Source organism: Shinella sp. CPCC 101442 (assembly GCF_024704725.1).
Classification (GTDB): domain Bacteria; phylum Pseudomonadota; class Alphaproteobacteria; order Rhizobiales; family Rhizobiaceae; genus Shinella.
Genome location: NZ_JALIQS010000002.1, coordinates 816422 through 829894 on the forward strand (window position 1 = coordinate 816422; position 13473 = coordinate 829894).

The following is a 13473-nucleotide window of genomic DNA, read 5'->3' on the forward strand; positions in this document are numbered from 1 at the left end:
GACGACCATGGTTGCGGCACCGCTTTCCTCCGAGCTCATCGCGCGCTTCGCCGCGATCACGGGTCCGGCCCATGCGCTCGTCGAGGACAAGGACATCGCGCCCTATCTCGTCGAGAGCCGCGGGCTTTACCACGGCACCTCGCCGCTGGTGCTGCGTCCGGGCTCCGTCGCGGAGGTCTCGGCCATTCTGGCGCTGGCGACGGAAAGGCGCACCGCCATCGTGCCGCAGGGCGGCAATACCGGCCATGTCGGCGGCAGCGTGCCGCGCGAGGGAGCGGCGGATGTCGTGCTCTCGCTGTCCCGCCTCAACCGCATCCGCGACGTCGATCCGGTCGGCAATGTCATCGTCGCCGATGGCGGCACGGTGCTGGCGGACATCCAGAAGGCGGCGGAGGATGTCGACCGGCTTTTCCCCCTGTCGCTCGGCTCGGAAGGCTCCTGCCAGATCGGCGGCAACCTCTCCACCAATGCCGGCGGCACCGCGGTGCTCGCCTATGGCAACATGCGCCAGCTCTGCCTCGGCCTTGAAGTCGTGCTGCCGACGGGCGAAGTGTGGAACGGCCTGCGTCGCCTCAGGAAGGACAATACGGGTTATGATCTGCGCGATCTCTTCATCGGTGCGGAAGGCTCGCTCGGCGTCATCACCGGGGCGGTGCTAAAGCTTTTCCCCCGCCCGCTCGGCCACGAGGTCGCCTTTGCGGGCCTCAGATCCGTAAAGGATGCGCTGACCCTCTTCGAGCGCGCTGCCAGCCGCTGCGGCCCGGCGCTCACCGGCTTCGAACTGATGCCGCGCCTCGGTGTCGATTTCACCACCCGGCACATTCCCGGCGTGCGCGATCCGCTGGCGACGCGCCATGACTGGTACGTGCTGATCGATATCTCGACATCGGATGCCGCCGATACGGCCGGCCGGATGATGGAAGCGCTGCTCTCCGAAAGCATCGAGGCCGGGCTCGTGGAAAACGCCGTCATCGCGTCGAACGAGGATCAGCGCAAGGCGCTGTGGCATATGCGCGAAAGCATGTCGCCGGCACAGAAGCCGGAAGGCGGCTCGATCAAGCACGACGTTTCCGTGCCGGTCTCGTCCATTCCCGATTTCATGGCGGAAGCCGATGCGGCCGTCATGGCGGCGATCCCCGGCGCGCGCATCTGCTCGTTCGGCCATATGGGCGACGGCAATATCCACTACAATATCTCGCAGCCGGTCGGCGCTGACAAGCAGGCCTTCCTCGACCGCTGGCGGGAGATCAACCACCTCGTGCATGGCATCGTGCTGAACTACAACGGCTCGATTTCGGCCGAGCACGGCATCGGCCAGCTGAAGCGCGACGAACTGGCGGCCGTGCGCACGCCGATCGAGATGGACCTGATGTATCGGGTCAAACGCGCCTTCGACCCGGCCGGCATCATGAACCCCGGCAAGGTCGTCGCGATCTGAGGCTTAGCCGCCGGTGCGCAATTGCGCCAGCGACATCATGGTTTCGGCGCTGATACCGGACGAACCGGAACTGGTCAGCACCGACAGGGCCGGGTTCGGGGTCGACTGGTTGTCGAGATCGTAAAGCACCGAGAACTTCACGATCATCTTGGCGACCTTTTCCGGGTCCTGCAGGTCTTCCAGTTCGAGGTATCGATTGACCATGTCGGCCTGCGCGTCGATGTCGGCGCTGCCCACTTCGTCCGGCAGCTGGAAGAGTACCTTGAACACCTCGAAGAGCGCGTCGTCGGCCAGGATGTCATAGGCGCTGGAGACCGTGTCGGCCTTGCGTTCGAAGTAGAGCGCGAGGCGCACGCCGGCATTGTCGTTGCCCGCTTCCTCTTCCAGCATCTGGCGCAGATAGCTGTCGATCGTCTCGTAGATGCCGCGCCGCGACTGGATCTGCGCGTCGTCAGGCTCCTCGACCTTGCCCTCGGCGTTGAAATTGAACGAGGCGACGATCTTGCGGTAGGAGCGGTCCGCCTGCTGGTTCGCGAAGCTTTTGGGATCGTCGAGATCGGAAGCGAAGATCTTCTTCAGGAATTCGCTGTCGACGCTCTCCGGCTTGATGTCATTCGCTTCGAGCACGAAATTGACGAGGCGCTTGTCGGACAGCAGTTCATCGACGGATTCGATCTTCTGCATCTGGACGGAGTAATATTTCGCTTCCTCCTGGGCCGCCGTCTTGTCGTCCTCCGTTCCGAAACGGGACTTTTCCGTCACATAGGCACGGGACGTTACAATGATCTCGGCCTCGGACTGCGCCAGCTTCGGCGCGGAGATGTTGCCCTTCGCATCGAAATTGAACGCCTTGGCGAGCTCGACATAGCGCTCGTCCTTCAGCTGGTACACATAGCTCTTGGGATCGTTGAGGTCGCTTTTCAGCACGTTCTTGATCGTCAGCACGGAAACCTTCGTCGGATCGATGCCGAAGGCCTTCAACGCGAAGTCGTAGATCGTCGCCTCGTTGACGAAATCCGTCACCGTCTTGACCGCGCTGATCTGGCTCTTGAAGCGCTTGATGGCGGTGGCGTCGGCTTCCTCGTCCTTGTCGTTGTAGGTGTTCATGTAGGCGCGCCCGGTGGTCGCGGTCTGCGCGGCCGTCTGGGCGGCATCACCGGCGGCCAGCGTGCCGTCCTCCTGGAAGTTGAAGACATTACGCAGCGCAAAATACGCCGCCTTGTCCTCGGCGCCAAACACGTTGATGTAGCTCGTCGTGTCGCTCGGATCCGCGCTGCTCGTCAGGATATTGGTGATGGTCGAGCTCACGACCGAGAGCTTGTCGAGCCCAAAGGCCGTCTTGAGGTAGCTCACCACGCGCGCGTCGCTGACAAGCTCGCTCACCGTGGAGATGGAACCGATCTTCTCCTCGAAATAGGCCTGGTTGAGGAGTGCCGCCGCCGATGTCACACGCGGATTGGAGAGCGTGTAGAGTTGGTTCGTCCCGGCCTTCTGGCTGGCGCTCTGCACGGTGCCGGCCGTCGCGGTGCCATCCGTGTTGAAGTTGTAGGCTTCAGCGAGAATGCGGTACTTCTCGACACCGGTGATGACGGCGTTCTGCTTGGTGATCTCCGCCTTGAGCTGCGCGATGCGGGCGGCATTGGTGGCATTGTTCGTCAGCGTGGAAAGCTCGTCCGCCGCTGTCTGGATCGCCGCCACGGCCACGGTCTTCTTGGCTTCGAACTGCGTGTTGAAATAGCTCGCGGGGTCGTTGAGATCACTCGTCAGAACCCCCCGGATCGTCGCGCGCGAATAGGTGCCCGGGTCGATGCCATAGGACGTGAACATGTAGTTGCGCATGCGCTCGTTGTTGATGAACTGATCGACATTGGTCGTGCTGTCGATGACGATATTGTAGTAGCGCGTCTCTTCCTTGATGCCGTCGCCGGCATTGTTGGCGGTGGCGGTGTAGAGACCGATCGTCTCGTCAAGCTGCACTTCGGTCTGGGCGGAAGCGGTCGATGCGGCGAAGCTGAAGGCGGCGGCGAAATTGCGGTAGCGCTCGTCCGTCAGGCTGTTGGCGAAGCTCGCGCTGTCCGTCAGGTCGCTGTCCAGCACCTTCTTCATGAAGGCCTTGGCGTAGGTCATCTCTTCGAGACCGAAGGCCTTCACGGCATAGGAATAGAGCCTGTAGTCGTCGAGGAACTCATCGACCGAGGCAACCTTGCCGATGTTTTCCTTGTAGTAAGCCGCATCGCGGGCGTTGACCGTCTCGGTCGCCGTCCGGTTCAACGACTTCAGCATGTCGTTCGCGATGAGGTTGTAGCTCGTATAGGTCGACAGCATCGGAGGCACTCTTCCTTCGGGTCACACGTAGGCCGATTGGAAGCCATTTTCGCGCGCGAGGCTTGTCCCGGCCTGTCCGGCCGACACGTCAAATGCTTCGAGCGATGTTCACCTCTCCTAAACCCTAGCCCGTGCGGTTTTGCTAACCATCAGGAACTGCAAAGTTTTCTTAACCGCAATTTTTAAGCGGCGAGGAAGGGGCAGCACCTATTCTCGCCCTCAGAGGACGAAAAGTCCCGATGAGAAGACCGCACAGCGGCTCTCAAGGAAAACAAGGGCGAAAGACATGCTGAATACCGTTTCCAAGCCGGCATGGGCCGGCACCACGCTCCGGCTCGATCCCAAGCGCTTCCCGCAGGCGGTGACTTTCGAGCTGCGCAGCGAGGGAACCGATGCCACCATCACCCTCGACGAGCGCGGCGCGGTCCTGCGCAAGGTCCTGCCGTCGAGCGGCCTGCCGCTCTCCATCGCGCTGCCGGCCCGTGCCTTCAAGGGTGTCGCTGCCCGCGCCATCGATCATGGCAACGGCGACGTGACCGTGACGCTGGAACTGCACCATGACGACCCGGGCCTCTGCATCCCGTTGCTCGTGGCGCATGATCTCTGCGACATCGCCGCGGACTGGCGCAGCTGGGCGGAAGCCTACCGCATTCCCATGCTGATGGTGGAAGCCGATGGCGTCGCCCGCCCGCTCGACGACCACCTGAGCGGCACGAACCGGCCCGCCAAGCCGCGCCGCCGCCACTCCTATTTTGCAGATCGCCGCCCGCGCTTCCTCGTGCGCCGCACGACAGGCAAGCTCGGCGTGCAGATGAAGATCGACGGCCGGGAGATCATCGCCAGGCGTTGAACATGCGATGACGACATGAGCCCGTAGGGCGTCCGCGCTTTCCTCCAGTCGCGCCGATGCCCTGTCCCCTTGGCCGTTCCGTGCGCGACCGCCTCGCGCTTCAGGAACTGCCCCAAAGCCGGCCGTCCCCTGCGGCCGGCTTTTTTCGTGCCCTGTTCCCTCCGGAACACTTTCGCCGCGCCCGGCGTGGGAAAGAGCGTTCAACACGAGCGGCCGAAGCCGCAGCGAACGCAAGGGACACGACGACAATGGCAAAGCTCTTCACCACCCTCCTTGTCCAGATCCGCAAGGCCGACGCGGCGCTGATCGAGCGCGGTCGCCCGCCGCGCCGCGGTTTCGAACTGGCGATGCACCCCGCCACGCTCCGGCGTGCCGAAGAGCGGCCGGCCACCGGCGCACGCTCGCCGCGCTACCGGTAGAACAGGCCTTCGAGCTTCGGCCTTTGCCCCTCATTTCCCCCCGGCGGTTGACAACAGGTAGTGAAACAGCACATTGCACTCCGGTTTTAAACGTCGGGAAAATCTCTCTATGTCGCGTGAACTTGGTACTGATCGTGAATTGCAAGCAACCAAGGCCGTCATCGGAGAATTGGCGAAGCATCTCGACGTCAATATCTGCCTGGAGCTTTGGGACGGCACGATCATCCCGCTCGGCACCGGCGCACAGGAAGAGATCCGCTTCGTCATCGCGTCTGCCAACGTGCTGCGCCGCCTGCTGCGCCAGCCCTCGCTGATCAGCGTCGCCGAACTCTATGCGACTGGCGACCTCGACATCGTCGGCGCCAATCCGGTCGATGCGATGCGCAATGTCGATCACCTGCAGTTCCTTGCGCTGCCGCGCAAGATCAACAAGGTGCGCATGCTGAAGGTGGCCCTGCCCATCCTTCTGAAAAGCTATTCCGTCTCCTCCTTCGTCAAGCGCTTTTCCAAGAAGGCCGGCGTTACGCCGACCAGCGGGCGCGACGACAAGGAGATGATCGGCTTCCACTACGACCTTTCCAACGAGTTCTACGAACTCTTCCTCGACAAGGAGATGGTCTATTCCTCGGCCTATTTCCCGACGCCGGACAGTTCGCTGGACGAAGCCCAGATCAACAAGCTCGACCTCATCTGCCGCAAGCTGCGCCTGGCGCCCGGCGACAAGCTGTTCGATCCCGGCTGCGGCTGGGGTGGCCTGTTGTGCTATGCCGCCCAGCATTATGGCGTGGAAGCCTACGGCACGACCCTGTCGGAAGAGCAGTTCGCCCATGTGAAGACCAAGGTCGCCAATATGGGCCTCGGCGACCGGGTGAAGGTGGAACTGCGCGACTGCCGCAGCCTTGCCGACGACCAGATCTTCGACAAGATCGCCCAGGTCGAGATGATCGAGCATGTCGGCATCGCCAACCACCAGGATTTCTACAAGTATCTGCGCAAGCACATGCGCCCGCGCGGCGTCTATTTCGGCCAGGCCAGCTTCCGCCGCAACACGGCGCGCCCGGAAGATTTTCCGCGGCTGACCCCCTACATGCAGTTCATCATCAAGTACATCTTCCCCGGTGGCGAGCTGGATCATATCGGCATGACCACGGGCGCGCTCGAGCAGGCCGGCTTCGAAGTGCACGAAGTCGAGGCCGTGCGCGAGCATTTCGGCTATACGACGGAACACTGGGTGCGCCGCCTCTACGACCGCAGGCAAGAGGGTGCTGCGCTCGTCGGCATGCCGCAGACCCGCATCTGGCTGCTTTATCTGTCGCTCTGCGCCCTGTCCTTCCACCGTGGCGCGCTCAATGCGTTCCAGGTGGTGGCCACCAGCCGTCGCTCCGGCGCCTCCGGCATCGGTTTCGACCGCACGACGGAGTATGGCGGGGCACGCCGGATCGACGCCGACGCGCCGGCAAATGTGCTGAAGTCCGCCTGATCCTGTCTACCGCATTGTCCGACGCCGAAGCGATCCCGCTTCGGCTGGAAATGCCTCAGGCGAATGGCAGCGCGCCGATGAGCCCGACAAACAGGATCAGACCGACGACCCCGTTGAACTTGAACAGTGCCAGGCACTGTTCGGGGTCGTCGATTTCGAGCGAGCCGATCTGCCGCGCGAGCAACAGCGCGACGATAGCCAAGCCAAGCCAAGCCACGAGGCCGACGCCGGCCAGCCAGAAGGCGACAGCGATCATGGCGACCGTCAGGCCATAGAGACCCATGAGCCATTGCGCGGTCTTCTCGCCGAACAGGCGGGCGGTGGAGCGCACGCCGATCAGTGCATCGTCTTCCTTGTCCTGATGGGCGTAGATCGTGTCATAGCCGATAGTCCAGGCGATGGCGGCGATGTAGAGCGCGACGGGCGCCGCCGAAAGCGTACCGAACTCCGTCGCCCAGCCCATCAGCGCGCCCCAGGAAAAGGCCATGCCGAGGAAGAACTGCGGCCAGTCGGTAAAGCGCTTGGCGAAGGGGTAGATCGCCACGATGGCGAGCGATGCGACGCCGAGCACCATCGAGAAGAGATTGAATTGCAGCAGCACGAGAAGGCCGGCGAGCGCCTGCAGCAGCATGAAGATTTTTGCCTGCTTGCGCGTGACGCGGCCCGATGGCAGCGGACGCGAGCGGGTGCGCGCCACCGCCTGGTCGATCTCGTGGTCGACGAGATCATTGTAGGTGCAGCCGGCGCCACGCATGGCGACGGAGCCGACGAAGAACAGGAAGAGATGCCAGACAAGGCGTGAGGCGCTGAACGTGCCGGCCGATGCCGCGACATTGGCGGCAAGCGCCGCCGACCAGAAACAGGGCAACATCAGCAGCTGCCAGCCGATCGGCCGGTCCCAGCGGGCGAGCTGGGCGTAGGGCCAGAGACCGCGCGGCAGGACGCGATAGACAAAGTTTTGCGAGGGGGCATCGGCAACACGGCCGGAATCGGGTGTCTGGCTCATCATGCAGCCTAGATCGCAAGCGGCTTGACCGGGGTCAAGCCGCCACGAGGCCGCAGCGTCTTACCGCAGCGAGAAATCGAAGCGGTAGGTCGCCGAAAGACCGATGAGGAACTGGTCGCGGTCGCCACGCTGTTTGACGAGGCTCGAATCCGCCGCCGGGCCGACGAGGCGCTTGTATTCGGCAAACGCGCTGGTCTCGATCTTCTCGTTGACCTGCCAGGTGATCGCGGCGCCCACGCCAACAGATTCGACACCGCCGTCCGGATTGTAGGCGGCAAGACCGGACTTGGCGGTCTGGCTCGGCTTCACGCCATAATAGGCGTTCATATAGTCCTTCGAGGCCAGCGTCATGCGCGGGCCGGCGGAAATCCGCACGTCCGGGCGGACATCCACGAAGGCATCGGCCGAAATATCGGCGACGACGCCGTGATGGCTGCGGATGCCGTGACGCACCTCGCCGCGCACGCGCAGCCAGTCGGTCGGGTAGGCCTCGGCGAAGGCGCCGAGTTCGCCGCCGAGCTTGACCGGCGTCAGGCCCTTGAGATCCTCGGAATCGTCCTCGTCGCGCGGCATGACCAGCTTGCCGGTGGCGCCGGCGCGAAAAGCGCCATTGTCGATGAGCGCGAAGGCCGGATTGTCGTTGCGCGAGGAGAAGCGCACCGTGCTGCCCGCCTTGCCCAGCGAGATCATCGGCGTGACCTGGAACAGATATTTCTTGGCACCTTGATAGCGCGGCGCGGCAAAGCCGGCGGCGCCGACCTTCAGATACCAGTCGCCGGACCAGAAATGCTCGCCGTCGCCGGCAAAGGCGGAAACGGGCGCAAGAATGAGGGCGACCGCAGTCATTGCGGTCGGGATACGGATACGCAAAACACAATCCTCGCTTTGCCGGCAACCCGCCGCGGGCCGCCGAAACCTTCAATTTCGCTAGGTTTAGCCCTGTTTCATTACCGTTTCGCTAACCATCCGCCGGCAGCGGCATCCGGAACGATTCGCATGCGGAAGCGTTTTGCAGGGAACGACAAGGAGTATCCCGATGACCGTCAGCACGATGGAACTGAAACTCAACGCGATCCGCGACGACACCGGCCTTTCCCGCGCGGAAAAGATCGCCAAGGTCGAAAGGCTGCGCAACGAGGCCCGCGCCCTCCAGCGCGCCGCCACCGAAAGCGCCATGGTGGAGGACGACGGCTGGTACGAGGACGTGCACCTGATCGACACCGAACTGGAAAACCTCGGCCGCACCGTGGAGGAAAAGGGTGCGGCGACGCTCTGACGCCCGGCGACCCTTGACCTTTCGGCCCCATCCCCTTAACCCGCCCAGATAACCAAGGACGGATCGAGGGTACGGGCATGAAGGTTCTGTTGATCGGATCGGGCGGACGCGAGCACGCCCTTGCCTGGAAACTGGCGCAGTCCCCTCTCCTCGATACGCTGTATGCGGCACCCGGCAATCCCGGCATTGCCGAATGCGCGACGCTGATTTCCCTCGACATCGACAATCATGCCGACGTCGTTGCCTTCTGCAAGGAAAACGGCGTGGGCTTCGTCGTCGTCGGCCCGGAAGCGCCGCTGGTCACCGGCATCGCCGATGTGCTGCGCACCGAAGGCATCGCCGTGTTCGGACCGTCCGCCGCCGCCGCGCAGCTCGAGGGATCCAAGGGTTTCACCAAGGATCTTTGCGCGAAGTACGACATCCCGACCGGCGCCTACCAGCGCTTCACGGACGCCGCTGCCGCCAAGGCCTATATTCAGGCCCAGGGCGCGCCGATCGTCATCAAGGCCGACGGGCTTGCCGCCGGCAAGGGCGTGACCGTCGCGATGGCACTCGACGAGGCGCTGGCTGCGGTCGATGACTGCTTCGATGGGGCTTTTGGCGCAGCCGGCGCGGAAGTCGTGGTCGAAGCCTTCCTCGACGGCGAGGAGGCGAGCTTCTTCTGCCTGTGCGACGGCGTGAACGCGCTGCCGCTCGCCTCCGCGCAGGATCACAAGCGTGTCGGCGACGGCGATACCGGCCCCAACACCGGCGGCATGGGCGCCTATTCGCCCGCGCCCGTGATGACGCCCGACATGGTCGAGCGCACGATGAAGGAAATCATCGAGCCGACGATCCGCGGCATGGCGGCCGATGGGCATCCCTTCCAGGGCGTGCTCTTCGCCGGCCTGATGATCACGGCCAAAGGCCCCGAACTCATCGAATACAATGTGCGTTTCGGCGATCCGGAATGCCAGGTGCTGATGATGCGGCTCGACAGCGACCTGCTGCCCATCCTGCATGCGGCCGCCATCGGCCGGCTCGACAAGGTCTCGGCCGAATGGCGCGACGCGCCTGCGCTGACCGTCGTCATGGCCGCCAGGGGCTATCCGGCCTCCTACGAGAAGAACACGCCGATCCTGTCCATCCCCGCCGACGATGCCGCGACCAAGGTGTTTCATGCCGGCACAGCCCTGAAGGACGGCCAGCTGGTCGCGACCGGCGGGCGCGTGCTGAACGTCACCGCCGTGGCACGGACGGTCGCCGAAGCGCAGGCTGCGGCCTATCAGGCGCTCGACAAGGTGGAATGGGACAACGGCTTCTGCCGCCGCGATATCGGCTGGCGCGCCGTCGCCCGCGAGCAGGCCTGAACCGGGCGGGCAAAACGCCCGGTAGTTCAAAGTTTACCATTTCCCCTGACGGGACCGTAACCGACTGGCGCTATTCTCCCTGCAACCATGAGGGAGAACCTTTGATGCGTACCCTGCTGCCGACCCTTGTTTTGGTGCTCGCCGCCGCCCCCGCCTTTGCCGGTTCGTTCGAACCCGTGGCCGGAACCGTATCGGCCGGAAGCATCGCGACCGTAAACTGCACCGGTTGCCCGGCGCTGAAGCCGAAACGTGAGACGAACAGCTACCACGTCGATACGATCGAACCCGGCACGCAGAAGGTCGAGATCCGCGAAGCCGATGGCGAGCGCAAGATTTTCCGCACCGAGGCCTGGATGGGCGGCTCGCCCGTGCTCTTCGTCAGCAAGGCGCCGGCCGAGGCCGTGCAGGCCGCAGATGCTGCGCCACCGGAAGGAGACACCACCGTCGCCGTCGATGCCACCGCCAAGACGAGCGCGCTCGATGGCGATGCGGCGCATGACGCCCAAACGGCTTCGATGGCCTCTTCACGGGAGTTTGATCCGGCTGGGTTTGAATTGCGGGTCAACTGACCCCATATTGTGGGGACCCTGCCTCTCGGTCCCTCCAGACTGACAGGACTCCGCGCAAGCGGACGTTGCGCCCCTGACCTCAAGCAGGGGCGTAATCGTGTCGGTCGATATCGTCGACAAGCTGGTCGATTTCGCGGTCCGAATAAACGGCAATGCCGTTCCGGCGCAGAAACGCCGCCGTCACCCCCTGCCCCGCATGCCTTTTGCCGGAAAACGAGCCGTCATAGACGAAACCGGAGCCGCAGGACGGGCTACCGTCGATCAACAGCGCGTGGCGGCAATCGTTCTGACGGGCCACATCGAGCGCGATGCGCGCGCCGTCGATATAGGCGGCGGAGACATCCCCACCCGAGACCTCGAGAACCCGTGCGCGCCCGTCGAGCACATCGGCGCCATCAAGACCGTTTTCGATTTCCGCCGGCGGGCGCGGCACCTGGAAGCCGCCCGCTAGTTCCGGGCAGAGTGTTACAAGCCGCCCTTCCGCCTTCCAGCGTTCAACGGCGTCATGCAGAAGCGGCTTGGCCGATCCGTTGTAACGCACCGGCAGACCGGCCAGACAGGCGCTGATGAGGATTTTCCCGGCCATCAGCGCCCGTTCCTTACCCCGTGATCTTGGAGAAGTCGGCAACCGTACCCGTCGCCGAACGGATGGCGGCCAACAATGCAAGACGGTTGGCGCGAATCGCCGGGTCCTCGTCATTGACGAGCACGTCGGTGAAGAACTGGTCGACCGGGGCACGCAGCGTGGACAGCGCTTCCATGGCAGAGCGGAAGTCTTCCTTGGCGACAGCGGCCGCGGCATCCTTCGAGGCGCTTTCCACGGCGGCGTACAACGCCTTTTCCGCATCGAGCAGCAGGAGATCAGGCGAAACCGCGCCATCGACGACGGTGCCCTTCTTCTCCTCTGCGGCGAGAAGCTGCGTGGCGCGCTTGGTGCCGGCGAGCAGGTTCAGCCCCTCTTCCGAGGTGATGAAGGCCGTCAACGCCTCGACGCGGCGGGCGACCATCAGGAGATCGTCGGCCTCGGGCGTCAGCACGGCGTCGATCAGGTCGTGGCGCGCGCCCATGTCGCGCAGGTAGACCTTCAGGCGGTCGTGGAAGAAGGCGACGAGATCCATATCCCTGGCGACCGAGCCGAGCGGCAGGCGGACATTCTTTTCGAGCAGCATGCGGATGACGCCGAGAGCGGCACGGCGCAGCGCATAGGGGTCCTTCGAGCCGGTCGGCTTTTCGTCGATCGCCCAGAAGCCGATCAGCGTGTCGAGCTTGTCGGCCAGCGCGACGGTCAGGCCGACCTTGCCGGCCGGCACACGGTCGGACGGACCCTGCGGCTTGTAATGGTCTTCGATGGCTTCCGCGACGGCGGCATCCTCGCCCTGCAGCACCGCGTATTTGCGGCCCATGATGCCCTGCAGTTCCGGGAATTCGCCGACGGCTTCGGTACGCAGGTCCGCTTTCGCGAGCACCACCGCGCGGTCGACGAGCGCGGCATCGGCACCGATGACAGGCGCGAGTTCGGCGGCGAGCGTGCGGATGCGCGAGACGCGTTCGCCCTGCGTGCCGAGCTTGGCATGGAAGGTGACATTCAGCGCGTCGAGCTTGGCCATGCGCTGGTCGAGCGGCTTTGCGAGGTCGAGGTCGAATTTGTCGGCCGAGGCTACGAGCGTTTCGAGGTCGGGCAGATTGCCCTGGTCGCGCAGCCAGAAGTGTTTTGCGTCCGACAGGCGGGCCCGCACGACCTTGCCGTTGCCGTGCACGATCTCCTTGCCGCCATCCTTCGCCTCGATGTTGGAGATGAGGATGAAGTGGTTGGAGAGCATCTCGGCGCCCGGCTTGCGGGTCACGAAGCACTTCTGGTTCGTCTTGATGGTGAGGCGGATGATTTCCGAGGGGATGGCAAGGAACTCTTCCTCGAACGTGCCCATCAGCACCTGCGGCCATTCGACGAGGCCGGAGACTTCCTCCAGCAGGCCCTCGTCCTCGACGACTTCGAGACCATTGGCGAAGGCGACGGTGTTGGCATCCGTCGCGATGATCTGCTTGCGGCGCTCGGCATCGAGCATGACCTTGGCCTTTTCGAGGTTCGCCACGTAGTCGTCGAAGCGGCGCACGGTGATGGCTTCCGGCGCATGGAAGCGGTGGCCGTAGGTGACATTGCCGGCAACGAGCCCGTCGACCTCGAAGGGCACGACGCGGGTTTCCTCGGTTTCCGAGCCGAAGGTGCAGACGATCGATTGCAGCGGACGCACCCAGCGCAGCGCACCGGGCTTCGCGGATGCCGCGCCCGATCGCATGGATTTCGGCCAGGGGAAGTTCCGGATGATGCCGGGCATGACTTCGGCAATGATCTCGTCTGCCGGGCGGCCGGGCTTGACGACATGGGCGACGTAGAAATCGCCCTTCTTGGGATCGCTGTGGACATGGGCTTCGGAGATCGAGGCGAGCCCCGCCTTGCGCAGGAAACCCTGGATCGCCTGTTCGGGCGCCGACACCGCCGGTCCCTTGATATCCTCGCGCACGTCGCTCGAGCGGGCATTGAGGCCACGGATATCGAGCGTCAGGCGGCGCGGCGTCCAGTATTCGCGCGCACCCTCATAGGTCAGGCCCGCTTCCACCAGCGCATCGGTCAGGAGCTTCTTCAGGTCGCCGGCCGCCTTGCGCTGCATGCGGGCGGGAATTTCCTCGGAGCGGAGTTCAAGCAGAAGATCGGGCATGGGCTTCAACAAACATCTGGATTTTCAACTGGTCGGGGACTTAGCAA

The 13473-nt window shown here is 64.0% G+C and carries 12 protein-coding genes; 7 read left to right on the top strand and 5 right to left on the bottom strand.

Going from position 1 to position 13473, the window contains the following annotated elements:
• Positions 1–7: 7 nt before the first annotated feature.
• Entirely contained in the window at positions 8–1438 is a 1431-nt protein-coding gene (locus MUO32_RS09205; RefSeq protein ID WP_257947909.1) for an FAD-binding oxidoreductase, read from the top strand.
• A gap of 3 nt (positions 1439–1441) precedes the next feature.
• On the opposite strand, the gene MUO32_RS09210 is transcribed toward MUO32_RS09205, so the two are convergent.
• A complete protein-coding gene (locus MUO32_RS09210; RefSeq protein ID WP_257947910.1) occupies positions 1442–3763 on the bottom strand; it encodes a DUF1217 domain-containing protein in 2322 nt (773 codons plus the stop codon).
• Positions 3764–4049: 286 nt separating this feature from the next.
• Here MUO32_RS09210 and MUO32_RS09215 point away from each other — a divergent pair, with 286 nt between their 5' ends.
• From MUO32_RS09215 to MUO32_RS09225, 3 genes are all read left to right on the top strand, one after another.
• Complete coding sequence (locus MUO32_RS09215) at positions 4050–4613, top strand: DUF6101 family protein (protein WP_257947911.1); 564 nt, start codon at positions 4050–4052, stop codon at positions 4611–4613.
• Positions 4614–4861: 248 nt separating this feature from the next.
• A complete protein-coding gene (locus MUO32_RS09220; protein WP_257947912.1) occupies positions 4862–5032 on the top strand; it encodes a hypothetical protein in 171 nt (56 codons plus the stop codon).
• 109 nt (positions 5033–5141) lie between these two features.
• Positions 5142–6512, top strand: coding sequence for a cyclopropane-fatty-acyl-phospholipid synthase family protein (locus tag MUO32_RS09225; RefSeq protein WP_257947913.1), 1371 nt, complete (start codon positions 5142–5144; stop codon positions 6510–6512).
• A 55-nt stretch (positions 6513–6567) separates the two neighbouring features.
• Here the strand turns inward: MUO32_RS09225 and ubiA are convergent, their stop codons facing one another.
• Together ubiA and MUO32_RS09235 are read right to left on the bottom strand one after the other, a co-directional pair.
• Complete coding sequence (gene ubiA, locus MUO32_RS09230; RefSeq protein ID WP_257947914.1) at positions 6568–7518, bottom strand: 4-hydroxybenzoate octaprenyltransferase; 951 nt, start codon at positions 7516–7518, stop codon at positions 6568–6570.
• A 60-nt stretch (positions 7519–7578) separates the two neighbouring features.
• Complete coding sequence (locus MUO32_RS09235; protein ID WP_374708632.1) at positions 7579–8364, bottom strand: MipA/OmpV family protein; 786 nt, start codon at positions 8362–8364, stop codon at positions 7579–7581.
• 190 nt (positions 8365–8554) lie between these two features.
• Here MUO32_RS09235 and MUO32_RS09240 point away from each other — a divergent pair, with 190 nt between their 5' ends.
• From MUO32_RS09240 to MUO32_RS09250, 3 genes are all read left to right on the top strand, one after another.
• Complete coding sequence (locus MUO32_RS09240) at positions 8555–8794, top strand: hypothetical protein (RefSeq protein WP_257947916.1); 240 nt, start codon at positions 8555–8557, stop codon at positions 8792–8794.
• 77 nt (positions 8795–8871) lie between these two features.
• Complete coding sequence (purD, locus tag MUO32_RS09245; protein ID WP_257947917.1) at positions 8872–10143, top strand: phosphoribosylamine--glycine ligase; 1272 nt, start codon at positions 8872–8874, stop codon at positions 10141–10143.
• A 104-nt stretch (positions 10144–10247) separates the two neighbouring features.
• On the top strand, positions 10248–10712 hold the full coding sequence (locus tag MUO32_RS09250) for a plant virulence effector HPE1-like domain-containing protein (protein WP_257947918.1): 465 nt from the start codon (positions 10248–10250) through the stop codon (positions 10710–10712).
• A 79-nt stretch (positions 10713–10791) separates the two neighbouring features.
• Here the strand turns inward: MUO32_RS09250 and MUO32_RS09255 are convergent, their stop codons facing one another.
• Together MUO32_RS09255 and glyS are read right to left on the bottom strand one after the other, a co-directional pair.
• Positions 10792–11298: a DUF523 domain-containing protein gene (locus MUO32_RS09255; RefSeq protein ID WP_257947919.1), complete on the bottom strand. Its 507-nt coding sequence runs from the start codon at positions 11296–11298 to the stop codon at positions 10792–10794.
• Positions 11299–11311: 13 nt separating this feature from the next.
• Positions 11312–13426 carry a glycine--tRNA ligase subunit beta gene (gene glyS / locus MUO32_RS09260; RefSeq protein ID WP_257947920.1) on the bottom strand — a complete coding sequence of 705 codons (2115 nt, stop codon included), beginning with the start codon at positions 13424–13426 and terminating at the stop codon, positions 11312–11314.
• Positions 13427–13473 lie beyond the last annotated feature (47 nt).

Excerpts from the sequence above, each read along its gene's own strand:
- MUO32_RS09205 (WP_257947909.1), top strand. The coding sequence starts at position 8 with ATGGTTGCGGCACCGCTTTCCTCCGAGCTCATCGCGCGCTTCGCCGCG.
- MUO32_RS09210 (WP_257947910.1), bottom strand. The coding sequence starts at position 3,763 with ATGCTGTCGACCTATACGAGCTACAACCTCATCGCGAACGACATGCTG.
- MUO32_RS09215 (WP_257947911.1), top strand. The coding sequence starts at position 4,050 with ATGCTGAATACCGTTTCCAAGCCGGCATGGGCCGGCACCACGCTCCGG.
- MUO32_RS09220 (WP_257947912.1), top strand. The coding sequence starts at position 4,862 with ATGGCAAAGCTCTTCACCACCCTCCTTGTCCAGATCCGCAAGGCCGAC.
- MUO32_RS09225 (WP_257947913.1), top strand. The coding sequence starts at position 5,142 with ATGTCGCGTGAACTTGGTACTGATCGTGAATTGCAAGCAACCAAGGCC.
- ubiA (WP_257947914.1), bottom strand. The coding sequence starts at position 7,518 with ATGAGCCAGACACCCGATTCCGGCCGTGTTGCCGATGCCCCCTCGCAA.
- MUO32_RS09235 (WP_374708632.1), bottom strand. The coding sequence starts at position 8,364 with ATGACTGCGGTCGCCCTCATTCTTGCGCCCGTTTCCGCCTTTGCCGGC.
- MUO32_RS09240 (WP_257947916.1), top strand. The coding sequence starts at position 8,555 with ATGACCGTCAGCACGATGGAACTGAAACTCAACGCGATCCGCGACGAC.
- purD (WP_257947917.1), top strand. The coding sequence starts at position 8,872 with ATGAAGGTTCTGTTGATCGGATCGGGCGGACGCGAGCACGCCCTTGCC.
- MUO32_RS09250 (WP_257947918.1), top strand. The coding sequence starts at position 10,248 with ATGCGTACCCTGCTGCCGACCCTTGTTTTGGTGCTCGCCGCCGCCCCC.
- MUO32_RS09255 (WP_257947919.1), bottom strand. The coding sequence starts at position 11,298 with ATGGCCGGGAAAATCCTCATCAGCGCCTGTCTGGCCGGTCTGCCGGTG.
- glyS (WP_257947920.1), bottom strand. The coding sequence starts at position 13,426 with ATGCCCGATCTTCTGCTTGAACTCCGCTCCGAGGAAATTCCCGCCCGC.